The sequence below is a fragment of the Streptomyces sp. NPDC000880 genome (genome assembly GCF_053599675.1).
In genome coordinates this window covers 22,429-47,868 of record NZ_JBSFMS010000004.1, presented here as the reverse complement: position 1 = coordinate 47,868, position 25,440 = coordinate 22,429, and the positions used below count along the sequence as shown (strand labels likewise).

Sequence of the window (25,440 nt, the reverse complement as noted above, 5' to 3'; positions counted from 1 at the left end):
CTACCCTCGTAAGAGGGACGCGATCCGCCATGACGCCCCCGCAGCCGACACCCACCTCGCAGACCACCGCCCCGAAGAAGAAGGGCGGCGGCGATGAGATCGCACTTCTCGTCATCGCCTCCTGTCAGTTGATGGTGGTTCTCGACATCACCATCGTGAACATCGCTCTCCCGCACATCCAGAGCTCGCTGAACTTCTCAACCACGAGCCTGTCCTGGGTGGTCAACGCCTATACGCTCACGTTCGGCGGTCTGCTGCTCCTCGGCGGCCGCGCCGGGGACATCCTGGGCCGCCGCAGGGTCTTCATCTTCGGAGTCCTGCTGTTCGCGTTCGCCTCCCTGCTCGGCGGGGTGTCCCAGAACTCCGGTCAGCTCCTGGCCGCGCGCGCCCTGCAGGGCGTCGGCGGCGCCATTGCGTCACCGACGGCGCTCGCGCTGATCACCACGACGTTCACCGAAGGCCCGGCCCGCAACCGGGCGTTCGGCGTTTTCGCCGCGGTCTCGGCCGGCGGCGGCGCGATCGGTCTGCTGGCGGGGGGCATGCTCGTCGAATGGCTCGACTGGCGCTGGGTGTTCTTCGTCAATGTGCCGATCGCCCTGCTCATCGTTCTGGCGACCCCCCGCCACATCAAGGAGTCCGAGCGCCATCCCGGCCACTTCGACCTGACCGGCGCGCTGACCTCCACGCTCGGCATGGTCGCACTGGTCTACGGCTTCATCCGGGCCGCGCAGGAAGGCTGGCGCGACGGGTTCACGCTCGCGTCGTTCGGGGCCGCTCTGCTGCTCCTGGCCGCCTTCATCCTGGTCGAACGCCGATCGAAGCAGCCGATCACCCCGCTGCACATGTTCGCCGACCGTAACCGCGCGGGCACGTACGGAATCATGCTCAGCCTGGCTGCCGCGATCTTCGGGATGTTCTTCTTCCTCACGCTCTTCGTGCAGAACGTGCTGGGCTTCAGCCCGCTGGAAGCCGGACTCGCCTTCCTCCCGGTGAGCGCGGTCATCGCCGTGGGGGCGGGTATCGCCTCCCAACTCCTGCCCAGATACGGCCCGAAGCCCTTCATGGTGACAGGCGCCATCCTGGCCGCGGCGGGCCTGTCCTGGCTGACCCTGACCGACATCCACTCCACGTATCTGGGCAGCATCCTGGGCCCGATGCTTCTCTTCAGCCTCGGCATGGGCATGAACTTCGTCTCTCTGACGCTGATGGCCGTCTCCGGGGTGCCCACACACGAGTCGGGTGCGGCATCCGGCATGCTCAACGCCACCCAGCAGGTGGGCGGCTCGCTCGGCCTGTCCATCCTGGTCACGGTGTTCGGCACGGCCGGCCGGAACGAGGCCGTGGAACAGCTCCCGCGCTTCCTGTCCCAGGCCGGTCCCAGGGAGCGGCTGTTCTTCGAACGCACCGGTCAACTCCCGCCGCCCTGGGGCGACGAAGTGCTTGCCTCCGGAGTCTCCGCCGCCTTCGTCGTGGCCGCCATCTTCACGGTGATCGCCGCGGTGATCGCGCTGCTGGCCATCCAGGTCCGTCCCGCAGACCTGGAACGCCTGCAGGGAGGTATCAGCCCGGGGCCCTGAGGCTCGCCCCGGCTCCGCCTTGCCGCAATCCGGTCTGCGACTTGCCAATACGGGCAGGCGCGAGTCGCATGGAACTGGGGAGAGGGCCAGGGCCCGGAGGAGGCGATCATGTGAGCGGGAGCCCGGCCGAGAGTCGGCTCCGCGCTGCTCCTGACCAGGGTTCTCACCGACGGGGTGTCCCGCACGCATGTGACCGCAGTCAGCCGCTGCACATGGCACCGTCTGATGATCCACGGAAAAGTCATGGGTGTCGTGGGCGCTCGGCACCGGCGTCGGCGGATACGAAATCATCTCGCGCAGCCTCCAACCCGGTGACACGCTGCTGCTGTTCACCGACGGCTTGGTCGAGCGGCGCGGAGAGGACATCGACTCCTCGCTCGCCCGCCTCGCGCGCGTACACGCCGCCCCCGGCAGCACCGTCGACGAACTGCTCGACATCGTGCTCGGCGAACTCGACGCCGCCCACGCGGAGGACGACGTGGCGGTCATGGCGGCCGCCATCCGACGCCGGCCGGTGGTGGAGCGTCACTGACGGCACCGCCAACCGGCGGGCGCCGCGATGCGAGGGCGCCTCGGCGGGCCTAGCGTGGTAGATGGGTCTTGTCCTCGTCTGCCAGGAGGCTTGCCGTGAGGAAGTCGCAGATGCGTTGGCGCAGGGCGTGTGTGGGGCTGGCCGCGGCCGCGATGCTGGGCGTACCGGCGTCCACAGGGAGCGCGTACGGCGCACCCGCCTTGGAACCGTCCCTCTCCGCGTCGTCCTCCACCGATACCGAGTTCCCCGAGCTCAGCCCGGCCGTTGCTGCGCGTCTGGACACAGCCATCCGGCAGGTCATGCGCGAGGCAGGGGTGCCCGGTGTGATCGTCGGGCTGTCGGCCCCCGGCAAGGGGAGCTATGTCCGGGCCTTCGGCGTCGCCGACAAGGCCACCGGCGCACCCATGGAGCCAGGTCTGTACATGCGGATCGGCAGCGAGACCAAGACCTTCACCGTGACCGCCCTGCTCGAACTGGTCGACCAGGGCAAGGTTGGCCTGGACGATCCGATCGCGAAGTACATCGACGGAGTCCCCAACGGAGACCGGATCACCCTGCGCGACCTGGCGGGCATGCGCAGCGGGCTGTTCAACTACTCCGAGGACGAGGGCTTCTTCAAGGCACTGACCTCCAACCCACGACGCCCCTTCACGCCGCAGGAGTTGCTGGACTACGCCTTCAAACACCCAGTGCAGTTCCAGCCCGGTGAGAAGTTCGAGTACTGCAACACCAACCTGATCCTGCTGGGGCTGGTCGTGGAGAAGGCCGGCGGTATGCCGCTGCACGAGTTCATCGAGCAGAACGTCGTGAAGCCGGCCGGGCTGCGCCACACCATCTTCCCGACCGGCGCCGAGTTCCCCAGCCCCCACGCCCACGGCTACACCAACCAGACCGCCTCCGGCAAGGTCGAGGACGCCACGGACTGGAACCCCTCCTGGGGCTGGGCAGCCGGGGCAATGATCTCCAACCTGCCGGACATGCGCAGTTGGGCCCGTACTCTCGCCACCGGCACCCTGTTGAGCCCCGAGACGCAGGCCCAGCGCCTCAAGACCGGCCCGACGACGATTCCGGGCGCCGGCTACGGTCTGGGCATCTTCAACGTCCAGGGCTGGATCGGCCACAACGGCTCACTGCCCGGCTACGAATCCCTGACCGTCTATCTCCCCGAATCGAAGGCGACGATGGTCGTGCTCCTCAACACGGACATCTTGCACGACCAGGCGGAGCCCAGCACCCTCTTCGGCCAGGCGATCACCCGCATCGTGACCCCCGAGCACGTGTTCAACCTGCCGGTCCAGACGTCCCGGCCGACGACCCAGCCGCCCTCCCCGTGACGGCGGCCCGAAACGACCTGGCCGGCGCCTTACGGACGTGTGCGACAAGGACGGTGACACGGCCGACGGCCCACAGACGGCTCAGGAGGACGGAAGGGACTCCTGACCTGGGTACGCGTCAGATGTCGCGGAAGATCTCGATCTGCGCGCCCACCGAGTTCAGCCGCTCCGCCAGCTCCTCGTAACCCCGGTTGATGACATACACATTGCGCAGTACGGACGTGCCCTCCGCCGCCATCATCGCCAGCAGTACCACCACCGCGGGCCGCAGCGCCGGCGGGCACATCATCTCCGCCGCGCGCCAGCGGGTCGGGCCCTCCACCAGGACCCGGTGGGGGTCGAGGAGTTGGAGGCGGCCGCCCAGCCGGTTGAGGTCCGTCAGATAGATCGCGCGGTTGTCGTAGACCCAGTCGTGGATCAGCGTCTTGCCCTGGGCGACCGCCGCGATGGCCGCGAAGAACGGGACGTTGTCGATGTTCAGGCCGGGGAAGGGCATCGGGTGGATCTTGTCGATCGGCGCCTCCAGCTTGGAGGGCCGCACGGTCAGATCGATCAGCCGGGTGCGCCCGTTGTCGGCGCTGTACTCCGGCGTACGGTCGTGGTCCAGGCCCATCTCCTCCAGCACCGCGAGTTCGATCTCGAGGAACTCGATCGGCACCCGGCGGATGGTGAGTTCGGACTCCGTGATCACCGCCGCGGCCAGCAGGCTCATCGCCTCCACCGGGTCCTCGGAGGGGGAGTAGTCGACGTCCACGTCGATGGTCGGCACACCGTGCACAGTCAGCGTCGTCGTCCCGACGCCCTCGACCTTGACGCCCAGCGCCTCCAGGAAGAAACACAGGTCCTGGACCATGTAGTTGGAGGAGGCGTTACGGATGACGGTCACCCCGTCGTGCCGGGCGGCGGCCAGCAGCGCGTTCTCGGTCACCGTGTCCCCGCGCTCGGTCAGCACGATGGGACGTTCGGGCGTGGTCGTGCGCTCCACCTTCGCGTGGTAGAGCCCCTCGGTCGCTGTGATGTCGAGGCCGAAGCGGCGCAGCGCGATCATGTGCGGCTCGATGGTCCGCGTGCCGAGGTCGCAGCCGCCCGCGTAGGGCAGCCGGAAGGTGTCCATCCGGTGCAGCAGCGGCCCGAGGAACATGATGATCGACCGGGTCCGGCGCGCCGCCTCCGCGTCGATGGCGTCCATGTCGAGGTGCGCGGGCGGCACGATCTCCAGGTCCACGCCCTCGTTGATCCAGCGGGTGCGCACCCCGATGGAGTTCAGCACCTCCAGCAACCGGAAGACCTCTTCGATACGAGCCACCCGGCGCAGTACCGTACGGCCCTTGTTGAGCAGCGAACCGCAGAGCAGCGCGACACACGCGTTCTTACTGGTCTTGACGTCGATGGTGCCGGACAGCCGGCGGCCGCCGACCACCCGAAGGTGCATGGGCCCGGCGTAGCCGAGCGAAATGATCTCGCTGTCTAGCGCCTCACCGATACGCGCGATCATCTCAAGGCTGATGTTTTGGTTGCCGCGCTCGATGCGGTTCACGGCGCTCTGGCTCGTACCGAGTGCCTCGGCAAGTTGCGTCTGTGTCCAGCCCCGATGCTGACGGGCGTCACGGATGAGCTTGCCGATGCGTACGAGGTAGTCGTCTGCCATAGCGGCAGGCTATCTCAAATATGAGATGTGAGCTCGCTGGGGTGGGCCATCAGAGTGACAGGCTGTGGGCAATCGGGTGTCGCGGCTCGTACAGCGGTAGCTCGGCCCCGCTCGGCATTCGTACAGCGGCCAGCACGCCCCACCCCTGATCGCTCGGCTGCTGCGAGATTTCCACGCCGCGCTCCGCAAGCGTGGCTAGTGTCCGCTCGAGGTCGTCGCACATCAGATAGAACTCGGCCTTCGGCTGATCGCCCGTCGGATGCACGGCGACCTCCGCCGGCGGCAACTTGAAGATGAGCCAGCCGTGCCCGGCGTCGACATGGGCGAAGCCCAGCACATCCTGGATGAAGGCTCGGTCGGCATCCGGGTCCTGGCTGTAGAGGATCACATGTGCGCCGCTGAACATGCTCCGATAGTGAGCCGGGCACGGGGGGCGGGCAAGCCTTGCGCCACCGAACGGGCAAGTCCGACGTTGCCCTACCAGCACCGGGACGAGGTCGGGGCATGACCGGGCAGCAGTCATGTACTAGAGTTATCTCGACATCGAGATATCTGCCGAAGGCGTACCGCAGCCGCCATCCGGTAAGGGTCACCTAACTGAGTCTTACCTTAGCGGATCGGCGAGAAGCCGTGGCGGCAGCATTGAGGTAGTACGCGCACATTGATGAAGGAGACTGTCGTGTCGGCCAACAGCTTCGACGCCCGCAGCACGCTGCGCGTGGGCGACGAGTCGTACGAGATCTTCAAGCTGGACAAGGTCGAGGGCTCCGCGCGCCTCCCTTACAGCCTGAAGGTGCTGCTGGAGAACCTGCTCCGCACCGAGGACGGCGCGAACATCACCGCCGACCACATCAGGGCGCTCGGCGGCTGGGACTCCCAGGCGCAGCCCAGCCAGGAGATCCAGTTCACGCCGGCCCGCGTGATCATGCAGGACTTCACCGGTGTGCCCTGCGTCGTGGACCTCGCCACCATGCGTGAGGCCGTCAAGGAGCTCGGCGGCGACCCGGCGAAGATCAACCCGCTCGCCCCGGCCGAGCTGGTTATCGACCACTCCGTCATCGCCGACAAGTTCGGTACCAATGACGCCTTCGCGCAGAACGTCGAGCTGGAGTACGGCCGCAACAAGGAGCGCTACCAGTTCCTTCGCTGGGGCCAGACCGCTTTCGACGAGTTCAAGGTCGTCCCCCCGGGCACCGGCATCGTCCACCAGGTCAACATCGAGCACCTGGCCCGTACCGTCATGGTCCGTGGTGGCCAGGCGTACCCCGACACCCTCGTCGGCACCGACTCGCACACCACCATGGTCAACGGCCTCGGCGTGCTCGGCTGGGGCGTCGGCGGCATCGAGGCCGAGGCCGCGATGCTCGGCCAGCCGGTCTCCATGCTCATCCCGCGCGTCGTCGGCTTCAAGCTGACCGGTGAGCTCAAGCCGGGCACCACCGCCACGGACCTCGTTCTCACCATCACCGAGATGCTGCGCAAGCACGGCGTCGTCGGCAAGTTCGTCGAGTTCTACGGTGAGGGCGTCGCCGCCACCTCGCTCGCGAACCGCGCCACCATCGGCAACATGTCGCCGGAGTTCGGCTCCACCGCCGCGATCTTCCCGATCGACGACGAGACCCTCAACTACCTGAAGCTGACCGGCCGCAGCGAGCAGCAGGTCGCGCTGGTGGAGGCGTACGCCAAGGAGCAGGGCCTCTGGCTCGACCCGGCCGCCGAGCCCGACTTCTCCGAGAAGCTGGAGCTCGACCTCTCCACGGTCGTCCCCTCCATCGCCGGCCCGAAGCGTCCGCAGGACCGTATCGTCCTCGCCAACGCGGCCCAGCAGTTCTCGCAGGACGTGCGCAACTACGTGGACGAGGTGGACGAGGCGGGCAAGGAGTCCTTCCCGGCCTCCGACGCTCCTGCGCTCCACCCCAACGGTTCGCCGAGCCGCCCGACCCTCGTCACGGCTCCCGACGGCTCGACGTACGAGATCGACCACGGCGCCGTCACCGTCGCCGCGATCACCTCCTGCACCAACACCTCGAACCCGTACGTCATGGTCGCCGCCGCGCTCGTGGCCAAGAAGGCGGTCGAGAAGGGCCTGACCCGCAAGCCGTGGGTCAAGACCACGCTCGCCCCGGGCTCCAAGGTCGTCACCGACTACTTCGACAAGGCGGGCCTGACCCCCTACCTCGACAAGGTCGGCTTCAACCTCGTCGGCTACGGCTGCACCACCTGCATCGGCAACTCCGGCCCGCTGCCGGACGAGGTCTCCAAGGCCGTCAACGACCACGACCTGGCCGTCACCTCGGTGCTCTCCGGCAACCGCAACTTCGAGGGCCGGATCAACCCCGACGTCAAGATGAACTACCTGGCATCCCCGCCGCTGGTCGTCGCGTACGCCATCGCGGGCTCGATGAAGGTGGACATCACCAAGGACGCGCTGGGCATCGACCAGGACGGCAAGCCGGTCTACCTGCAGGACATCTGGCCGACCGAGGCCGAGGTCAACGACGTCGTGGCCAACGCCATCGGCGAGGACATGTTCAACAAGTCCTACAAGGACGTCTTCGCGGGCGACGCGCAGTGGCAGGCGCTGCCGATCCCGACCGGCAACACCTTCGAGTGGGACCCGCAGTCCACCTACGTGCGCAAGCCCCCGTACTTCGAGGGCATGACGATGGAGACCACCCCGGTCTCGGACATCGCGGGCGCCCGCGTGCTCGCCAAGCTGGGCGACTCGGTCACCACCGACCACATCTCCCCGGCCGGTGCGATCAAGGCCGACACTCCGGCCGGCCAGTACCTGACGGAGCACGGCGTCGGGCGTCGCGACTTCAACTCGTACGGCTCGCGCCGTGGCAACCACGAGGTGATGATCCGCGGCACCTTCGCCAACATCCGTCTGCGCAACCAGATCGCGCCGGGCACGGAGGGCGGCTTCACCCGCGACTTCACTCAGGACGGCGCTCCGGTCTCCTTCATCTACGACGCCTCGCAGAACTACCAGGCCGCCGGCATCCCGCTGGTGATCCTGGCGGGCAAGGAGTACGGCTCGGGCTCGTCCCGCGACTGGGCCGCCAAGGGCACCGCGCTGCTCGGCGTCAAGGCCGTCATCGCCGAGTCGTACGAGCGCATCCACCGCTCGAACCTCATCGGCATGGGCGTCCTGCCGCTGCAGTTCCCGGAGGGCGCGTCCGCCGAGACCCTCGGCCTGACCGGCGAGGAGACCTTCTCCTTCACCGGCGTGACCGAGCTGAACAACGGCACCACGCCGCGCACGGTCAAGGTCACCACCGACACAGGCGTGGAGTTCGACGCGGTCGTCCGCATCGACACCCCCGGTGAGGCGGACTACTACCGCAACGGCGGCATCATGCAGTACGTGCTGCGGAACCTGATCCGCAACTGAGCACGGCCAAGTAAGCACGGCAGTACGGCAGAAGGGCCGCATCCCGGCGACGGGGTGCGGCCCTTCCACGTCGACGACGGGTCAGAACAGCAGGCGGTAGGTGTTCCAGCCGCCGGCGCCGATCTTGACGCGTGCCTTGAACGGGGCGGCGGCGTTGCCGGTGCCCTTGTAGAGCCAGAGCGCGCCCGAACCGTCACGGGCGATCAGGTCCGTCGTGCCGTCGATGTCGATGTCACCGACGGAGACGAGGTTGTTGAAGAGGTTCCAGCCGCTGCCGATCTTGGTGCGAGCCGAGAACGGCGCGGTGCGGCTGCCGGTGCCCTTGTAGAGCCACAGCACGCCCGAACCGTCGCGCGCGACGATGTCGGCCTTGCCGTCGCCGGACAGGTCGCCCTGGCCGGCTATCTGGTTGTAGATGTTCCAGCCGGGGCCGACCTTCGTGCGGCCCGTCAGCTTGCCGTTGCCGTAACCCAGGTAGATCCACAGGACACCGGAGGTGTCACGGGCGATCAGGTCGTCGGCCGCGGCACCTGCGAGATTGCCGGGGGAGAGAACCTTGTTGTAGATGTTCCACCCGCCGCCGACGGAGATCGGCTCCTCGCCGAACGGGGCGTAGTACATGTACCCGCCGTTGTTGATCTCCCAGACGCCGTCGGAGCTGCCGTCGGCGTCGTGGTCGACCTGGGCGGCCTGCTTGATGACGTTCCAGCCGAAACCAATGTGCTGGCGAACGTCGAGGCCGCCGGTGCCGTTGGGCGGGTAGCCGTAGAGGTCGCCCACCTTGTCAACGCCGTACAGGGCGTTGACCGGTGCTTCGGCGGCCTGCGGTGCGGCTTCGGCCGCGGCATCCATCTCGATGCTCTTCAGGGGGCTGGGCGCGGGTGCGTCCGCCATGGCGGATCCAGCGGTGGTGCCGACCAGGGCAGCGGCTACGACTGCGACGGCAAGACGTGTCGACACGCGTCCGCGCATACGGCCGGGAAGATTGGCCACGTATGACTCCATGTGTGATGAGATGCGATGTACCTCATGAGGTCATCGCAGGATCAGTGCGATCGTTGCACAAAACCTTTACGAATCAACGGGTTTGAAGTGGAGTCAGCGGGTCCGCAGGCTCACGGCCTCACAAACAGACCCGCACCCGGCCAAGCCGGATGCGGGTCTGTGACGGTGTGTCATGGAATCGCCGGACTGGAGCGAATCACTCGGCTCAGGAGAGCAGTTCGACCTCCGCGAGCGCCCCCGAACCCGTCGCCACCAGCCGGTACTTCGCGTACGTGCCCGGCGCGCCCACCGTGAAGACGCGCGTCTGCCTGTCCCAGGCGAACGACTGGCCGGACCGCTTGTCGAGGTCCTTCCAGACCGTCCCGTCCTGCGAACCCTGCAGCACCCACCCCGTAGGGGCCGTTGCCCGTGCTGACGAGGTCAGGGTGTACTGCACGGCCCGGGTCTTCGACGCCACCGGCAGCTCCGCCGTCTCGAACGCGGCCTGGGTGGCGGAGGCGTTGTCGAAGAGCGGACCGCTCGGGGTGATCACATCGTGGCGCGGCGACGGCACGTTGTCGTCCTGGGTGATGGAGACCGGGGCGGCGTTCTTGCCCGTACCCCACGAGGACGGCTTCGGGCCCATCGCGAACTCCAGCGTGCCGCCCTGCGCGATCAGCTGATGCGGCAGAGCAGTGGAGTTCCAGGTCTTGCCGTTCACCTTCAGACCCTGGACGTAGATGTTCTTCGCGCTGTTCTTCGGGGCCTTGACCACCAAGTCGCGGCCGTTCTCCAGATGCACGGTCGCCTTCGTGAAGAGCGGCGAACCGATCGCGTACTCGCCACTGCCCATCACCAGCGGGTAGAAGCCGAGCGCGGAGAAGAGATACCAGGCCGACTGCTCGCCGTTGTCCTCGTCGCCGTGGTAACCCTGCCCGATCTCGCTGCCGGTGTAGAGGCGGGAGAGCACCTCGCGCACCTTCTCCTGGGTCTTCCAGGGCTGTGAGGCGGCGTTGTACATGTACGTGACATGGTGGGCGACCTGGTTGGAGTGGCCGTACATGCCCATCCGGACATCACGGGCCTCCGTCATCTCATGGATGACGCTGCCGTACGAGCCGACGAACTCGGGCGATGCCGTCTCCGGGGTGGAGAAGTAGCTGTCGAGCTTCTCGCCGAGCGCGGAGCGTCCGCCGTAGAGATTGGCGAGGCCGCGGCTGTCCTGCGGGGCCGTGAAGGCATAGCCCCAGCCGTTGGTCTCGGTGTAGTCGTAGCCCCACACCCGCGGATCGTACTTCTCGCTCTCGACCCGCCAGTCGCCCTTGAGATCGCGGCCCTGGAAGAAGCCGGCCTTGGAGTCGAAGAGCGTGATGTAGTTGCGGGCCCGGTTGAGGAAGTACTCGGACTCCTCCTGATAGCGCGCCTTCTTCGTCTTCTTGTAGAGGGCCTGGCCCATCTTGGCGAGGCCGTAGTCGTTGAGGTAGCCCTCCAGCGACCAGGACAGTCCCTCATGGGTCTCGGTGGAGGCGTAGCCGAGGAACGGCGAGGTCTCCATGCCCTTGCGGCCGACGCCCGAACTCGGCGGGACCACCGTCGCGTTCTTCAGCGCCGCCTCGTACGCCGCCTCGGCGTCGAAGTCCACGCCCTTGACGTACGCGTCGGCGAAGGCCACGTCGGAACTGGTGCCGGTCATCAGGTCGGCATAGCCGGGCGAGGACCAGCGGGAGATCCAGCCGCCGTCCTTGTACTGCTGGACGAAGCCGTCCACCAGCTCGCCCGCCTTCTTCGGGGTGAGGAAGGAGTACGCCGGCCAGGTCGTCCGGTAGGTGTCCCAGAAGCCGTTGTTGACGTACACCTTGCCGTCGACGATCTTCGCGCCGGTGTGGGTCGGGGTGTCCGGTCCGGTCATCGGCGAGAACGGGCTCGCGTACTGCTGCTTGGGACGGGACGTGGTGCCGGTGTTCTCGAAACCGGAGTTGGGATAGAGGTACAGCCGGTACAGGCTGGAGTAGAGAGTGGTGAGCTGGTCGTGGTTCGCACCCTCGACCTCCACCTTGCCGAGCAGCCCGTCCCAGGCGCCCTGCGCCTGGTCCTTGACCTGCTCGAAGCCCGTGCCGGCCGGGATCTCGTCGGCGAGGTTCTTCTTCGCCTGGTCGACGCTGATCAGCGAGGTGGCCAGCCGGAGACCGACGGTGCGGTCCGCGCCCGCATCGAAGCGGAGGTGGCCGCTCACGCCGTCGGCACCCGATGCGGTGACCGGCGCGTCGAAGACGCCGTACACGAAGAGCCGGGTGGCGCCGGTGGACAGTCCGCTCTTGACGTCCGAGAAACCGGTGAAGGAGCGGGTGGCCGGATCGAGGGTCAGCCCGCCCTCCTTGGTGACGTTGTCGAAGATGATGCTCGCGTCGTCACCGGGATAGGTGAACCGCATCATCGCCGAGTGGTCGGCCGGGGTGATCTCGGCCTTGAGGCCGTTCTCGAAGGTGACCCCGTAGTAGTGCGGGCGCGCTGTCTCCTTCTCGTGCCGGAAGGCAAGCGCGCGCTTGGTGCGGTCGGTGTCCGGTGTGCCTGCCGCCGCGGACGGCATCAGCTGGAAGGTCTGCCGGTCGCCCATCCAGGGGCTCGGCTCATGGCTGACGCTGAAGGCCTGCACGGTTGGCAGATTGTCCGCGTTGTTGCCGCGCGCGTACTCGTACAGCCAGCTCCTGGACGCGGCGTTGGTCACCGGCGTCCAGAAGTTGAAGCCGTGCGGGACGGCGGTGGCGGGGAAGTTGTTGCCGCGCGAGAAGGCGCCGCTGGAGTTGGTGCCGCGGGTGGTCGACGCGTAGTCCGAGAGATGGGCGAGCCTCTTCTCGGGAGCCTTGGGCGCCAGCGAGATGTCGTCGATCCAGCCTTGGAACTTCGCCGGGCCCTTGGGGGAGTCGTACGCCACCAGGATCCGGTCGACCGTCTTGCCGGCCGCGACCGAGCCGATCCTGGACGCGACTTGGTTCCACTGGTTGACGTAGAGCCGCTTGGCCGCACCTTGGCCCTGCGGCGTCAGCAGCCCGCCGTGCGAGTCGAGCGCACGAAGATCACTCAGATAGGTGCCGTCGGTGAAGGCGAGGTCCACAGCCACATTGGTGGCCGGATAATTGAGATCCGTCTCCGGCAGGGACGGGAAGACCCGGTACGACAGCTCGGTGTCGCGGCCCACGGCCGTATTGACGTCGAAGACCTTGTTGTACGAGTAGGCCCGGCCGTCCGGCGTGTGCGTGCCTGCGTACTTCAGCGCCCGCAGGCCAGTGAATCCGACGTTGGACTTGGCGGTGGGGGAGCCGCCGGGACCGCGGTCGACCTGGCTGCGCATGTCGTCTGGAGTGGGCGTGCTGGTGTCTCCGTTGGAGAACTGCACATCGGCGAGCTGGGTGGCGTCGCCGGCGCCGTTGTTCTTGGTGATCTCCAGCCGGTAGTGGGCGTACGCCGTCGCATTCGTGCCATCGCCGGTGTCGTACGTCTTCGTCTCGAAGCGCTTCTCGAAGGTCTGGCCCTCGCGGGAATCCAGGACCTTCCATTCCTTGCCGTCGGCCGAGCCCTTGAGGGTCCAGTCCTTCGGGTCGCGCTCGGCGTGGTCGTTCGCCGAGGTGAGCGCATACGTGACGACCTTGACCGGCTCGTCCGTGTCGAACTCGATCCAGGCGGTGGGCTCGAACCCCAGCCATTTGGTGCCCGGCTGCAGATCGACCAGGTTCTCCTTGGTCTCACCGGCGCCGGCGTTCTCGTCGCTGGCGCGCAACTCGATTACTTTATCTGTAATATTTCCTGGTATTCCGCTGGAAAATCCACCATCGATGCCGGATGACCGCTTTTGTCCATCGGTTCCGGTGTCAACGGTATTGCGCCAGTCCGGCTGGGGCTCGTCCGCCTCGAAGGACGAGGTGAATTCCCGGTCCGCCGAGGGGGATTGGGCGGACGGTGCGGGCAGCGCGACAGCGGCCGACTGGGCCGTGATCACGAGCATGGAAGCGGCAGCCGCCAAGGCTGCCGCTTGGAATTGTCTCTGCCGAGGTCTGGGGGTGGGCTGCATCCCTGGGGCCTTTCCTCCACTGGAAGCCGCGTTGGACAACGTTGTCAGGCGCGATGCGCAGGCTCTAGTAGGGAGGTAAGTGTCATACGGTGTCAAGGGTGTTGACGGGGTGAGGCGGCTGGATTCAGTCGTTCGCCGCAGAATGCTGTGGTCGTATGGGCGCACACGGGACCCCGGGCATCCGCGAGGTCTCAACTCGGGAAAGACTGCTGCCCAAACTTGCTTTCGATCTTGCTCACCCGATGGGAACTGGACTATACCTGTCGGCACCCTCAAAGCTGTTCCACATGGCAGCGGGCCAGGGGGCGGGGGACGGTGGACCGGCGTCCGTTCAGCGACTGCCGTCCGCGGAAGATCCGTTCCCGCTGCCGACCGTGCACGACCCAAGCTTCACTGAGTTTCCCCCCGGGAAAACACAGCAACTGACCGCGGTGGCAGGGCCCTTCGCCTCAGGCGAGAAGGACGGGTGACCGGTACACCGCCTGCGTCCTGGAGAAGGCGAGGACTTGAGCATGGGATCCACCTCCGCCCACAACAGTGAGGGCCTTGGCCGTCGCGATCTGATCAAGCGTTCCGCAGCAATCGGTTTGATCGCCGTTCCGACAATGAGCTTCCTGTCCGCGTGCGCGAGCAGCGACGACGGCAGCGAGAACAAGGTCGAAAAGGGCAAGAAGACCGCCAAGAACCCGCTCGGTGTCAATGAGACGGCGCAGCTCGAGGTCGTCATCTTCGACGGTGGTTTCGGCCAGCAGTACGCGTTGGACGCCGAGAAGAAGTACCAGGAGGCCTTCCCGAAGGCGCCGAAAGTCAAGCACCGAGCGACGCAGAAGATCCAGTCGGAGCTACAGCCGCGCTTCAACGGCGGCACCCCGCCGGACCTCATCGACAACTCCGGCGCTCAGCAGATGGACATGGGCGTCCTGGTCGGCAAGAAGCAACTCGCCGACCTCACCCCGCTGCTGGACGCGCCGTCCATCGACGACCCGAACAAGAAGGTGCGCGACACGCTGCGCCCGGGCATCGTCGAGATGGGCCAGTTCGACGGCGCCCCGGTCTGGATCCTCTACTACGCGTACACCGTGTACGGCGTGTGGTACTCCCAGACCGCCCTGGAGAGGCTCGACTCCGCGTACCCGGAGACCTGGGACGAGATGCTCGCCCTGTGCGAGAAGGCGAAGAAGCAGGGCATCGCCGGCTGGACGTACGCGGGCAAGCACCCCTACTACCTGCCGTTCGCGCTGTACCCCTTCATCGGCAAGATCGGCGGCCGCGAGGTCCTCGACGCGATCGACAACCTCGAGCCGAAGGCTTGGGAGCACCCGGCCGTCAAGGCCGCCTTCGAGGCGTACTACGAGCTCTACAAGAAGGGCTACGTCCTCAAGGGCACGCCCGGCATCGACCACATCCAGTCCCAGACGGCCTGGACCGAGGGCAAGGCGCTCTTCATCCCCAACGGCTCCTGGGTGGAGAACGAGGCGGCGAAGACCACGCCCAAGGACTTCAAGATGATGGTGGCCGCGCCCTCCGGCCTCGACAAGTCCGACAAGCTGCCGTTCGGCACCATCTGGGCATCCGGCGGTGAGCCCTTCGTCGTTCCGGCCAAGGCGAAGAACGCCGAGGGGGGCATGGAGCAGCTGCGCATCATGCTCAGCGAGGCCTCGTCGAAGAGCTTCACCCAGCAGGTGAAGTCGCTGACGGCGTTCAACGGCGGCACCGACGGCCTGACCCTGTCGACGGCGATGCAGTCCGGCGTCGACGCGCTGAAGAAGGCCGGCGAGAACGTCGTCAACCCGCGCCTGCAGGACTGGTACGTGAAGCTGCAGAAGGAGCAGATCGGTGTCGGCGGTCTGGGCGAGATGATGGCGGGCCGAGCGACCCCGGCCGAGACCATCAAGAAGATTCAGGGCTTCGCGGACGCGGCGGCCAAGGACCAGTCCATCAAGCACTACAAGCACCAGTGAGCTCGCGTCACCAGCGGCGGCACTAGGCCGGAAGATCGGGGTCGGTAACCATGCAACACGGCAAGTACCGGTTCATTGTGGGGTTCTTGGCGGCCCCACTGGCGTTGTACGCAATCTTCGTCATCTGGCCGTTCATCCAGTCCATTTACTACTCCTTCACGGACTGGACCGGCCTGAGCCCGGACTTCAAGATGGTCGGCTTCGACAATTACAGCAGAATGCTGGACGACGAAATCTTCTGGAAGTCGCTGCAGCACAGCCTGTGGTTCGCGCTGCTGCTGCCGCTGGTGACGCTCGGCCTCGCGTTGTTCTTCGCCTTCATGCTCAATGTCGGCGGGCGGCGCCGTAAGGGCGCCGCCATCGGTGGAGTGCGCGGTTCGTCCTTCTACAAAATCGCGTACTTCTTCCCGCAGGTGCTGTCGATCGCGATCGTCGCCCTGCTGTTCCAGTTCGCGTACAACCCCAACGAGGGCGCGATCAACGGCGCGTTGCGGGCCGTGGGCCTCGACAGCATCCAGCCCGGCTGGCTCGGCGACCCCGATCTCGCCCTGTGGTGCGTCATGGCAGTCCTGGTCTGGAGCACGGTCGGCTTTTTCGTCGTGCTGTTCTCCGCGGGCATGTCGTCCATTCCCAGGGACTTCTACGAGGCGGCGCTGCTGGACGGCGCGAACCGGTTCACCACCTTCTTCCGGATCACCCTGCCGCTGCTGTGGGACACCGTGCAGTCGGGCTGGGTCTACATGGGAATCCTGGCCCTGGGCGCGGAGTCCTTCGCGGTCGTCCAGATCATGACCGTGGGTCCCGGCGGACCCGACTACTCGACGACGGTGCTCACGCTGTACGTCTACCAAACGGCGTTCCGCGACGGCCAGGCGGCGTACGCGACAACGATCGGTGTTGCCCTGCTCGTCGTCACGCTGGCCTTCGCGGCCGTCGTGATGCGGCTCGGCCGGCGCGAGCGGCTGGAGTTCTGACATGAAGACGACTGACACCCCGCCCGCCGGCATCTCTGAGGACCGCCCGCCGGTGGTGAAGACGACCGCCCCGCCCGCCAGGACGAAGAGGACCGAGGGCGGCGTCCTCAACGTCTTCTCGCACGGTGTACTCGTCATCTGGGCGATCATGGTCGTCCTGCCGCTGCTCTGGGCGGTGATGACCTCGTTCAAGACCGACAGGGCCATCTTCACCTCGCCGTGGTCACTGCCCGACTCACTGCACTTCGAGAACTGGTCGCGCGCCTGGAACCAGGCCCACATGAGCGACTATTTCCTCAACACCGTTCTGGTTGTGGGTGGTTCGCTGGTCGGCACGCTGCTGTTCGGCTCGATGGCCGCGTACGTCCTCGCGCGCTTCGACTTCCCCGGGAACCGCTTCATCTACTTCCTCTTCATCGGAGGAATGAGCTTCCCGATCATGCTGGCGCTGGTGCCGCTGTTCTACGTACTGAACAACGTCGCCCTGCTGAACACGCTGCACGGCCTGATCCTGGTGTACATCGCCTACTCCCTGCCGTTCACCGTCTTCTTCCTCACCGCCTTCTTCCGTACGCTGCCGACCTCGGTGGCCGAGGCGGCGCTGATCGACGGGGCCTCCCACGCCCGGACGTTCTTCCAGGTGATGCTGCCGATGGCGAAGCCGGGCCTGATCAGCGTCGCCATTTTCAACTTCCTCGGGCAGTGGAACCAGTACATGCTGCCGACCGTCCTCAACACCGAGCCGGAGAAGAAGGTGCTCTCCCAGGGCCTGGTCGAACTTGCCGTCAGCCAGGGCTACAAGGGTGACTGGTCCGGTCTCTTCGCCGGTCTGGTGATGGCGATGCTGCCGGTGCTCGCGGCGTACATCATCTTCCAGCGGCAGGTGGTCGCCGGCCTGACCGCGGGCGCGCTGAAGTAGGAGTACCACCGCGGAGCCCCGGCCCCCGCGAGGGCCGGGGCTCCGTGCTTCATAACAGTAGCCATGTACATAGTAGCTATGTACCGTATTTCTATGAGCGCAGCATCCGAGGGCCCCACGCCCGGCTTCCTGGTCTGGCGACTGTCGATGAAGTGGCGGGTCGCCGTCGACCGGGCCGTCGCACCGCTGGGTCTGACCCACGCGCAGTACTCGCTGGTCGCGTCGCTGCTCGGCATGGAGCGCTCCGGGCTCCGGCCCAGTCAGCGGCAGCTCGCAGACCGGACCGGCCTCGAACCGCTCTACGTGTCGAAGCTGGCCCGGGCCCTGGCGGCAGCCGGTCTCGTCGAGCGTGCCCCGGACCCCGCCGACACGCGCGCGGTCCAGCTGTCGCTCACCGCCCACGGGCGTGCGGTCACTCGGCGCGCGATCACTGTCGTCCATCGGCTCCTCGATCAGCTTCTGGAGCCGCTGGGTGGTCTGGAGGGGCGACGTACCGAAGTGCTCTCGCGCGAACTGGCGATCCTGCTCGACACGCCACTCGACCCACCCGACTTCCCGACCGAGGTGTAGTCATGTCCAGCGCACCCACTCTCAACGGCCAGGTCATAGGCCAGGCCCACTACGCGACCCGGGCCGTGCTGGAAGGCCGGCTGGCCCGGACCGGCATCACGTTCCACCAGGTCGTGGCGCTCAACGCCATCGCGGACAACGGTGGTGCCGTCGAGCGCGACTGGCCGGTCGGCCGGATGACCGGCACGCTGAAGATCGACGAGTCGGCGGCAGGGGCGAAGATCGCCGAGCTGACCACGGCGGGGCTGCTGGAAGCCCTGCCCGCCGTTGCCGGCGAGGGAGCTCGCGTCGGGTTCACGGACGAGGGCCAGGTGCCGCACGGCCGGACCGCCGCCACCGCCGAGATCACCGAGCGGCTCTACGGCGACCTCCCCGCCGACGGCCTGGGACCGCGGGTCGCCTGCTGACCCTGGTCACGGCCCGGGCGAACGCCGAGCCGGCCGACGCCCAGGCGCTCTCTGGCCGAAAATAGACCCTCCGTCGACCGCTGTCCCAGCTACCGCTCTGCCTCGCTCATCCGTGGTTGGCCCCGCTCAAGGTCTTGACGGGATAAGGCCCGGGAGTTGAGCTTAGAGTTCACAAGTTGGAGAGACGTCGGGTGCCGCTTCGCGGTGGGCCCGGCCGGGGGCGGCCGTCGTGCCGCCCACCGGGGGCAGGAGTGGATGAGTCGATGGAGACTCCGGGGTCGCAGACATCTCTGCACCGGGCCAACCTGGAGCGGGTCGTACGCGCCGTCCGTATGGCGGGCTCGCTCACGCAGGCGGAGATCGCGAGGAGCACAGGCCTCTCCGCGGCAACGGTCTCCAATATTGTTCGCGAACTGAAGGACGGCGGAACCGTCGAGGTCACCCCCACCTCGGCCGGCGGCCGCCGGGCCCGCAGCGTCTCTCTCAGCGGCGACGCGGGCGTCGTCATCGGCGTCGACTTCGGCCACACCCATCTGCGCGTCGCCATTGGCAACCTCGCCCACCAGGTGCTCGCCGAGGAATCCGAGCCGCTCGATGTGGACGCCTCCTCCGCGCAGGGCTTCGGCCGGGCCGAACAGCTGGTCAACCGGCTGATCGCGGCGACCGGGATCGGCCGGGACAAGGTGATCGGGGTCGGTCTCGGCGTACCGGGCCCGATCGACGTGGAGTCCGGCACCCTCGGGTCCACCTCGATCCTGCCGGGCTGGACCGGGATCAACCCCAGCGAGGAGCTCTCCGGGCGGCTCGGCGTGCCTGTGTACGTCGACAACGACGCCAACCTCGGCGCCCTGGGCGAGCTGGTCTGGGGGAGCGGCCGCGGGGTCCGGGATCTCGCGTACATCAAGGTCGCCAGCGGCGTCGGCGCCGGTCTGGTGATCGACGGCCAGATCTACCGCGGCCCGGGCGGTACGGCCGGCGAGATCGGCCACATCACGCTGGACGAATCGGGCCCGGTCTGTCGCTGCGGCAACCGCGGCTGTCTGGAGACGTTCGCCGCCGCCCGCTACGTACTGCCGCTGCTCCAGTCCAGCCACGGACCCGATCTGACCATGGAGCGCGTGGTGCAGCTGGCGCGCGAGGGTGACCCCGGCTGCCGCCGCGTTGTCGCCGATGTGGGGCGGCACATCGGCAGCGGTGTGGCCAATTTGTGCAACCTGCTCAACCCGAGTCGCGTTGTGCTGGGCGGAAATCTTGCGGAAGCGGGAGAATTGGTCCTCGGACCGATCCGGGAGTCGGTCTCGCGTTACGCGATTCCCAGCGCGGCGCGTCAGCTGTCCGTCCTTCCGGGGGCGCTCGGAGGGCGTGCCGAAGTGTTGGGCTCACTGGCCTTGGCGCTCAGCGAAATGGGCGATTCGTCCCTTCTGGATAGTCCGCTCCCCGTCGGAGCACCTGCCTTCACTTAGATAACGAATGGCACCGTTGTCATCTCGTTAAGAATTTACTCCTTGACGCTGACAGCGGGGCCGAGTTGACTTCCAGCCACCTCGGCCGCAACGACGCGGCCTCGTCAGGGAGGTTTCGAAGATGAACACGCGAATGCGTCGTGCCGCCGTTGCCGCAGTAGCCACCACGATGGCTGTTTCCCTCGCCGCGTGTGGCAGCGCCAAGGAGTCCGGCGACCAGACCAAGGCGACCGGCGCCGGCAAGGGCGACGCGATCAAGATCGGTCTGCTGCTGCCGGAGAACCAGACGGCGCGCTACGAGAAGTTCGACAAGCCGCTCATCGAGAAGAGGGTCAGCGAGCTGACCAACGGCAAGGCGGAGGTCATCTACGCCAACGCCAAGCAGGACGCGACGCTGCAGAACCAGCAGGTCGACACCATGATCACCAATAAGGTCGACGCGCTGATCGTCGACTCGGTGGACTCCAAGGCCATCGCCGGCTCGGTCAAGAAGGCCAAGGACGCGGGCATCCCGGTTGTCGCCTTCGACCGCCTGGCCGAGGGCCCGATCGACGCCTACACCTCGTTCGACAACGAAGAGGTCGGCCACGTCCAGGGCAAGGCGCTCCTCGCCGCCCTCGGTGCCAAGGCCAAGGACGGCCAGATCGTCATGATGAACGGCGCCGTCACCGACCCGAACGCCGCCCTCTTCAAGAAGGGCGCGCACGCCGAACTCGACGGCAAGGTGAACATCGGCAAGGAGTACGACACCAAGGAGTGGAAGCCGGAGAACGCCAACGCCAACATGGAGGCCGCGATCTCGGCCCTCGGCAAGGACAAGATCATAGGCGTCTACTCCGCCAACGACGGCATGGCGGGCGGCGTCATCACCGCCCTGAAGGCCGGCGGCTTCGCCAAGCTCCCGCCGGTCACTGGCCAGGACGCCGAGCTCGCCGGTGTGCAGCGGATCGTCGCGGGTGAGCAGTACGCGAGCGTCTACAAGCCGTACGCTCCGGAAGCCGCTGCCGCCGCCGAGATGGCCGTCGCGCTCGCCAAGGGCGAGAAGCTCGACTCCATCGCCAAGGAGAAGGTGGACAGCCCCACCAACAAGGCAATCCCGACGGTGCTCGTCCCGGTCGTCTCGCTGACCCAGGACAACATCAAGGACACGGTCATCAAGGACGGCGTGTACACGGCCGCCGAGATCTGCACCCCGAAGTACAAGGCCGCCTGCGACGCACTCGGTCTGAGTTAAGTCCCCCATGCCTTACGGGACTTAACCCCCCTGGAAGCCTGTCCGGTGCTCCGCCCTCATCCAGCCCCCGCCATCGGGGGCGGGGCGCCGTACAGAAACGCTTCTCCCTCTTTGCTTCTGCTCAACCACCGCGCCCGTTTCCCCGGCGCGCATCCCCGCCGGTCAGGCGGCGAAGGAGATGATTCACGTGTCCGCTACGCCCGTGCTGGCGTTGCGCGGGGTCTCCAAGCGGTTCGGTGCCGTTCAGGCGCTCACCGACGTAGAGCTTGAGGTCCACGGCGGCGAGGTGGTCGCCCTCGTAGGCGACAACGGCGCCGGAAAGTCCACACTGGTCAAGACGATTGCCGGCGTGCACCCCATCGATGAGGGCGTCATCGAGTGGGAAGGCAGGTCCGTATCGATCGACAGGCCGAACGAGGCCCAGAACCTGGGTATCGCGACCGTCTACCAGGACCTCGCGCTGTGCGACAACATCGATGTCGTCGGCAACCTCTACCTCGGCCGGGAGATCCGCAAGCGCGGCATCCTCAACGAGGTCGAAATGGAGCGCCGCGCCCGGCAGTTGCTCGACACGCTGTCGATCCGCATCCCCAGCGTGCGCATCCCGATCGCCTCGCTCTCCGGCGGTCAGCGCCAGACAGTGGCCATCGCCCGCTCCATGCTCGGCGAGCCGAAGCTCGTCATCCTCGACGAGCCCACCGCCGCACTCGGCGTCGAGCAGACCGCCCAGGTTCTCGACCTCGTCGAGCGGCTCCGCGAGCGCGGCCACGCGGTGATCCTCATCAGCCACAACATGGCCGATGTGAAGGCCGTCGCGGACAAGGTGGCGGTGCTCCGGCTCGGCCGGAACAACGGCGTCTTCGACGTCAAGGTCACCTCGCAGGAAGAGATCATCTCCGCCATCACCGGCGCCACGGACAACGCCGTGACCCGGCGTGCGGCGCGCACCACGGAGGTTCAGAAGTGAACACCGAAAAGACCTCCACCCCCGCCGAGGCGCCCGTCGTCAACCCCGAGGCCGCCCACGACGCGGTCACCGCGGTCGACCCCCGGCTGCTGGTCCGCGAGCAGGGCTTCGCCGGCTACATCACGGAGTTCAAGCGCAAGCTGCACTCCGGCGATCTGGGCTCGATGCCCGTGGTCATCGGCCTGGTCATCATCGCCGTGGTCTTCCAGAGCCTGAACTCGAACTTCCTCTCCGCGCAGAACCTCAGCAACATCGCCGTCACGATGGTCGCCACTGGCATGATGGCCGTCGGCATCATCTTCGTGCTGCTGCTCGGCGAGATCGACCTGTCGGTCGGCTCGGTCAGCGGCGTCGCCGGCGCGATCGCCGCTGTCATGAGCGTCACCCACGGCATCAACGAGTGGCTCGCCCTGATCGTCGCGATCGTCAGCGGCGCGGTCATCGGCGCGCTCCACGGCTTCTTCTTCGCCAGGATCGGCGCACCGGCGTTCGCCGTCACCCTGGCCGGCCTGCTCTTCTGGCTGGGCTTCATGCTTCAGCTCCTCGGCGACCAGGGCACGATCAACCTGGACGGCGACGGTGTGATCGGCAAGCTGACCACGTACTACTTCACGGACGTGGCGGCCGCCTACGGCCTTGCAGCGGTCGCGGTGGCCGGGTTCTTCCTCTCGGCCTTCTTCGACGCCCGCCGCCGTGAGGCCGCCGGCGTCCCGTCCCGGCCGCTCGTCGACATCGTCGTGCGTACGGCTCTGCTCGCCGTGGTTGCCTTCGCCGCCGCGGTCATGTTCAACCAGTACAAGGGCCTGCCACTGGCGCTGGTCCTCTTCCTGGTGGTGCTGGTCCTGACGGACTTCGTGCTCCGGCGCACCACGTACGGCCGCAAGATCTTCGCGCTCGGCGGCAGCGTCGAGGCCTCCCGCCGTGCGGGCATCAACGTCACGGCGGTCCGAATCTCGGTGTTCGCGATCGCCGGCACCTTCGCCGCCATCGGCGGTCTGTTCTGGGCCTCCAAGATCGCGGCGGCCAACCAGAGCGCGGGCGCCGGTGACTTGCTGATGAACGTCATCGCGGCCGCCGTCATCGGCGGCACCAGCCTCTTCGGCGGACGCGGCCGGACCTGGAACGCCCTGCTTGGTGTGATGGTGATCGTCTCGATCCAGTACGGCCTGGCGCTGGAAGGCATCGCTACGCCGATCCAGTACATGATTACCGGCGGCGTACTGCTGGCGACCGTGGTGATCGACTCCCTCACCCGCAAGACACAGAAGACTGCGGGCCGCGCCTGACCGCGGTTCCGCAGGAGTGCCCGGCGCCGTTCGCGGTGCCGGGCACCTCTGCGTACGCGTGCACCTCTGCGTACGCGTGCACCTCTGCGTGTTCACCCGGATGCGTGATGTAGATCGCACCGCCCGGCGACCGGCGCCGCGGGCGGAACACTAGACTCGGCAAACCGGCAAGCTAGACCGCACAACTGCAAGGAGGCACGGGTGGCGCTGCTGACCCGCATCACGGGACCGCGCGATCTGGACCGGCTCAGCCCGGAGCAGCTGGACCAGTTGGCTGCCGAGATCCGGACCTTCCTCGTGGACGCCGTGTCCAAGACCGGCGGCCACCTCGGTCCCAACCTGGGCGTGGTCGAGCTGACCATCGCACTGCACCGTGTCTTCGACTCCCCGAAGGACAAGGTCCTCTGGGACACCGGCCACCAGAGCTACGTCCACAAGCTGCTGACCGGCCGGCAGGACTTCTCCAAGCTCAAGATGAAGGGTGGCCTCTCCGGCTACCCGGCGCGGGGCGAGTCCGAGCACGACATCATCGAGAACTCCCACGCCTCGACCGTGCTCGGCTGGGCCGACGGCCTCGCCAAGGCCAATGAGGTGCTGAAGAAGGACGACCACGTCGTCGCCGTCATCGGCGACGGAGCCCTCACCGGCGGCATGGCCTGGGAGGCCCTGAACAACATCGCGGCCGCCAAGGACCGCCCCCTGGTGATCGTCGTCAACGACAACGAGCGCTCCTACGCCCCCACCATCGGCGGCCTCGCCAACCACCTCGCCACACTGCGCACCACCGACGGCTACGAGCGGTTCCTGGCCCGCGGCAAGGACATCCTGGAGCGCACCCCCGTCGTCGGGAAGCCGCTCTACGAGACCCTGCACGGCGCCAAGAAGGGCCTCAAGGACTTCATCGCCCCGCAGGGCATGTTCGAGGATCTGGGCCTCAAGTACGTCGGCCCCATCGACGGCCACGACATCGAGGCCCTGGAGTCCGCGCTCGCCCGCGCCAAGCGCTTCGGCGGGCCCGTCATCGTCCACTGCCTCACCGAGAAGGGCCGTGGCTACCAGCCCGCCCTCCAGGACGAGGCGGACCGCTTCCACGCCGTCGGCAAGATCCACCCCGACACCGGCCTGCCGATCGCCAGTTCCGGCGTCGACTGGACCTCCGTCTTCGGCGAGGAGATGGTCAAGCTCGGCAAGGAGCGGGGGGACATCGTCGCGATCACCGCGGCGATGCTGCACCCCGTCGGCCTGACGAAGTTCGCCGAGCGGTTCCCCGACCGGGTCTACGACGTCGGCATCGCCGAGCAGCACGGCGCGGTGTCCGCCGCCGGCCTCGCGACCGGCGGACTGCACCCCGTCTTCGCCGTGTATGCCACCTTCCTCAACCGTGCCTTCGACCAGGTGCTGATGGACGTGGCCCTGCACAAGTGCGGCGTGACGTTCGTACTCGACCGGGCCGGTGTCACCGGCACCGACGGCGCCTCGCACAACGGCATGTGGGACATGTCGATCCTGCAGTGCGTGCCCGGCCTGCGGATCGCCGCCCCGCGCGACGCCGACCAGGTCCGCGCCCAACTGCGCGAGGCCGTCGAGGTCGATGACGCGCCGACCGTGGTGCGCTTCTCCAAGGGCGCGGTCGGCCCCGCCGTGAAGGCCGTCGGCAAGGTAGGCGGCATGGACGTGCTGCGCACCGCCCTCACGGACGTACCCGATGTGCTCCTCGTCTCCGTCGGCGCGCTCGCCCCGATGTGCCTGGAGATCGCCGATCTGCTCGACGCGCAGGGCATCACGGCCACCGTCGTCGACCCGCGCTGGGTCAAGCCGGTCGACGAGGCCCTCGTGCCGCTCGCCGAGCAGCACCGCGTCGTCGTCACCGTCGAGGACAACAGCCGTGCGGGCGGCGTAGGTTCGGCCGTCGCCCAAGCGTTGCGCGACGCGGGCGTCGACGTGCCGCTGCGCGACTTCGGCATCCCGCCGCGCTTCCTCGACCACGCCTCCCGCAAGGAGGTCATGGCGGAAATCGGCCTGACCGCGCCGGACATCGCCCGCCAGGTCACCGGCCTCGTCTCCAGGCTGGACGGCCGGTTCGACAGCGAAGCGGTGGAACCCGCCCGCGACTGATCCGTG

The 25,440-nt window shown here is 67.3% G+C and carries 17 protein-coding genes and 1 pseudogene; 14 read left to right on the top strand and 4 right to left on the bottom strand.

The annotated features are described in order from the left end of the window. The first annotated feature begins 29 nt into the window (after nt 1-29). The 3 genes and pseudogenes from ACWDO5_RS02385 to ACWDO5_RS02375 all read left to right on the top strand — a co-directional run bounded on the left by ACWDO5_RS02385 (nt 30) and on the right by ACWDO5_RS02375 (nt 3,443). Entirely contained in the window at nt 30-1,577 is a 1,548-nt protein-coding gene (locus ACWDO5_RS02385) for an MFS transporter (protein ID WP_450527681.1), read from the top strand. A 259-nt stretch (nt 1,578-1,836) separates the two neighbouring features. Beyond that, nucleotides 1,837-2,109: pseudogene (locus ACWDO5_RS02380) on the top strand (SpoIIE family protein phosphatase); the annotation flags it as partial. Nucleotides 2,110-2,219: 110 nt separating this feature from the next. Continuing rightward, complete coding sequence (locus tag ACWDO5_RS02375; RefSeq protein ID WP_450527791.1) at nt 2,220-3,443, top strand: serine hydrolase domain-containing protein; 1,224 nt, start codon at nt 2,220-2,222, stop codon at nt 3,441-3,443. Nucleotides 3,444-3,561: 118 nt separating this feature from the next. Here the strand turns inward: ACWDO5_RS02375 and ACWDO5_RS02370 are convergent, their stop codons facing one another. Further along, a complete protein-coding gene (locus tag ACWDO5_RS02370) occupies nt 3,562-5,091 on the bottom strand; it encodes a helix-turn-helix domain-containing protein (protein ID WP_450527679.1) in 1,530 nt (509 codons plus the stop codon). 49 nt (nt 5,092-5,140) lie between these two features. Further along, nucleotides 5,141-5,497: a VOC family protein gene (locus tag ACWDO5_RS02365; RefSeq protein WP_450527678.1), complete on the bottom strand. Its 357-nt coding sequence runs from the start codon at nt 5,495-5,497 to the stop codon at nt 5,141-5,143. Nucleotides 5,498-5,770: 273 nt separating this feature from the next. Between ACWDO5_RS02365 and acnA the strand changes: the two genes are divergently transcribed. Then, a complete protein-coding gene (acnA, locus tag ACWDO5_RS02360; RefSeq protein WP_450527676.1) occupies nt 5,771-8,488 on the top strand; it encodes an aconitate hydratase AcnA in 2,718 nt (905 codons plus the stop codon). 81 nt (nt 8,489-8,569) lie between these two features. On the opposite strand, the gene ACWDO5_RS02355 is transcribed toward acnA, so the two are convergent. Both ACWDO5_RS02355 and ACWDO5_RS02350 read right to left on the bottom strand, forming a co-directional pair. Beyond that, nucleotides 8,570-9,481, bottom strand: a complete 912-nt coding sequence (locus ACWDO5_RS02355; RefSeq protein ID WP_450527675.1) for an FG-GAP repeat domain-containing protein — start codon at nt 9,479-9,481, stop codon at nt 8,570-8,572. Nucleotides 9,482-9,698: 217 nt separating this feature from the next. Further along, nucleotides 9,699-13,538: a GH92 family glycosyl hydrolase gene (locus ACWDO5_RS02350; protein WP_450527674.1), complete on the bottom strand. Its 3,840-nt coding sequence runs from the start codon at nt 13,536-13,538 to the stop codon at nt 9,699-9,701. Nucleotides 13,539-14,050: 512 nt separating this feature from the next. Here ACWDO5_RS02350 and ngcE point away from each other — a divergent pair. The 10 genes from ngcE to dxs all read left to right on the top strand — a co-directional run bounded on the left by ngcE (nt 14,051) and on the right by dxs (nt 25,434). Further along, entirely contained in the window at nt 14,051-15,499 is a 1,449-nt protein-coding gene (ngcE, locus tag ACWDO5_RS02345) for an N-acetylglucosamine/diacetylchitobiose ABC transporter substrate-binding protein (RefSeq protein ID WP_450527672.1), read from the top strand. A gap of 50 nt (nt 15,500-15,549) precedes the next feature. Further along, nucleotides 15,550-16,473: a carbohydrate ABC transporter permease gene (locus ACWDO5_RS02340; protein WP_450527670.1), complete on the top strand. Its 924-nt coding sequence runs from the start codon at nt 15,550-15,552 to the stop codon at nt 16,471-16,473. A 1-nt stretch (nt 16,474) separates the two neighbouring features. After that, a complete protein-coding gene (locus ACWDO5_RS02335; RefSeq protein WP_450527669.1) occupies nt 16,475-17,392 on the top strand; it encodes a carbohydrate ABC transporter permease in 918 nt (305 codons plus the stop codon). A 93-nt stretch (nt 17,393-17,485) separates the two neighbouring features. Then, nucleotides 17,486-17,962 (top strand): MarR family winged helix-turn-helix transcriptional regulator, encoded by a 477-nt coding sequence (locus ACWDO5_RS02330; RefSeq protein ID WP_450527667.1) that lies wholly within the window; start codon nt 17,486-17,488, stop codon nt 17,960-17,962. 2 nt (nt 17,963-17,964) lie between these two features. Beyond that, nucleotides 17,965-18,369, top strand: a complete 405-nt coding sequence (locus ACWDO5_RS02325) for a hypothetical protein (RefSeq protein WP_450527665.1) — start codon at nt 17,965-17,967, stop codon at nt 18,367-18,369. A 263-nt stretch (nt 18,370-18,632) separates the two neighbouring features. After that, complete coding sequence (locus ACWDO5_RS02320; protein WP_450527659.1) at nt 18,633-19,832, top strand: ROK family transcriptional regulator; 1,200 nt, start codon at nt 18,633-18,635, stop codon at nt 19,830-19,832. A gap of 121 nt (nt 19,833-19,953) precedes the next feature. Next, nucleotides 19,954-21,066, top strand: a complete 1,113-nt coding sequence (locus ACWDO5_RS02315; RefSeq protein ID WP_450527656.1) for a substrate-binding domain-containing protein — start codon at nt 19,954-19,956, stop codon at nt 21,064-21,066. Between the two features lie 178 nt (nt 21,067-21,244). Continuing rightward, nucleotides 21,245-22,033 (top strand): ATP-binding cassette domain-containing protein, encoded by a 789-nt coding sequence (locus tag ACWDO5_RS02310; RefSeq protein WP_450527655.1) that lies wholly within the window; start codon nt 21,245-21,247, stop codon nt 22,031-22,033. After that, the gene (locus tag ACWDO5_RS02305) at nt 22,030-23,319 is read left to right on the top strand and encodes a sugar ABC transporter permease (RefSeq protein ID WP_450527654.1); all 1,290 of its coding nucleotides are present in this window, start codon (nt 22,030-22,032) and stop codon (nt 23,317-23,319) included. The genes ACWDO5_RS02310 and ACWDO5_RS02305 overlap by 4 nt, the downstream gene beginning before the upstream one ends. Nucleotides 23,320-23,520: 201 nt before the next feature. Next, the gene (gene dxs, locus ACWDO5_RS02300) at nt 23,521-25,434 is read left to right on the top strand and encodes a 1-deoxy-D-xylulose-5-phosphate synthase (protein ID WP_450527652.1); all 1,914 of its coding nucleotides are present in this window, start codon (nt 23,521-23,523) and stop codon (nt 25,432-25,434) included. Nucleotides 25,435-25,440 lie beyond the last annotated feature (6 nt).

What these genes read in the sequence shown, in the direction of transcription:
- ACWDO5_RS02385 (WP_450527681.1), top strand. Translation starts at nt 30, where the DNA reads ATGACGCCCCCGCAGCCGACACCCACCTCGCAGACCACCGCCCCGAAG.
- ACWDO5_RS02375 (WP_450527791.1), top strand. Translation starts at nt 2,220, where the DNA reads ATGCGTTGGCGCAGGGCGTGTGTGGGGCTGGCCGCGGCCGCGATGCTG.
- ACWDO5_RS02370 (WP_450527679.1), bottom strand. Translation starts at nt 5,091, where the DNA reads ATGGCAGACGACTACCTCGTACGCATCGGCAAGCTCATCCGTGACGCC.
- ACWDO5_RS02365 (WP_450527678.1), bottom strand. Translation starts at nt 5,497, where the DNA reads ATGTTCAGCGGCGCACATGTGATCCTCTACAGCCAGGACCCGGATGCC.
- ACWDO5_RS02350 (WP_450527674.1), bottom strand. Translation starts at nt 13,538, where the DNA reads ATGCAGCCCACCCCCAGACCTCGGCAGAGACAATTCCAAGCGGCAGCC.
- ngcE (WP_450527672.1), top strand. Translation starts at nt 14,051, where the DNA reads ATGGGATCCACCTCCGCCCACAACAGTGAGGGCCTTGGCCGTCGCGAT.
- ACWDO5_RS02340 (WP_450527670.1), top strand. Translation starts at nt 15,550, where the DNA reads ATGCAACACGGCAAGTACCGGTTCATTGTGGGGTTCTTGGCGGCCCCA.
- ACWDO5_RS02335 (WP_450527669.1), top strand. Translation starts at nt 16,475, where the DNA reads ATGAAGACGACTGACACCCCGCCCGCCGGCATCTCTGAGGACCGCCCG.
- ACWDO5_RS02330 (WP_450527667.1), top strand. Translation starts at nt 17,486, where the DNA reads ATGAGCGCAGCATCCGAGGGCCCCACGCCCGGCTTCCTGGTCTGGCGA.
- ACWDO5_RS02325 (WP_450527665.1), top strand. Translation starts at nt 17,965, where the DNA reads ATGTCCAGCGCACCCACTCTCAACGGCCAGGTCATAGGCCAGGCCCAC.
- ACWDO5_RS02320 (WP_450527659.1), top strand. Translation starts at nt 18,633, where the DNA reads ATGGAGACTCCGGGGTCGCAGACATCTCTGCACCGGGCCAACCTGGAG.
- ACWDO5_RS02315 (WP_450527656.1), top strand. Translation starts at nt 19,954, where the DNA reads ATGAACACGCGAATGCGTCGTGCCGCCGTTGCCGCAGTAGCCACCACG.
- ACWDO5_RS02310 (WP_450527655.1), top strand. Translation starts at nt 21,245, where the DNA reads ATGATTCACGTGTCCGCTACGCCCGTGCTGGCGTTGCGCGGGGTCTCC.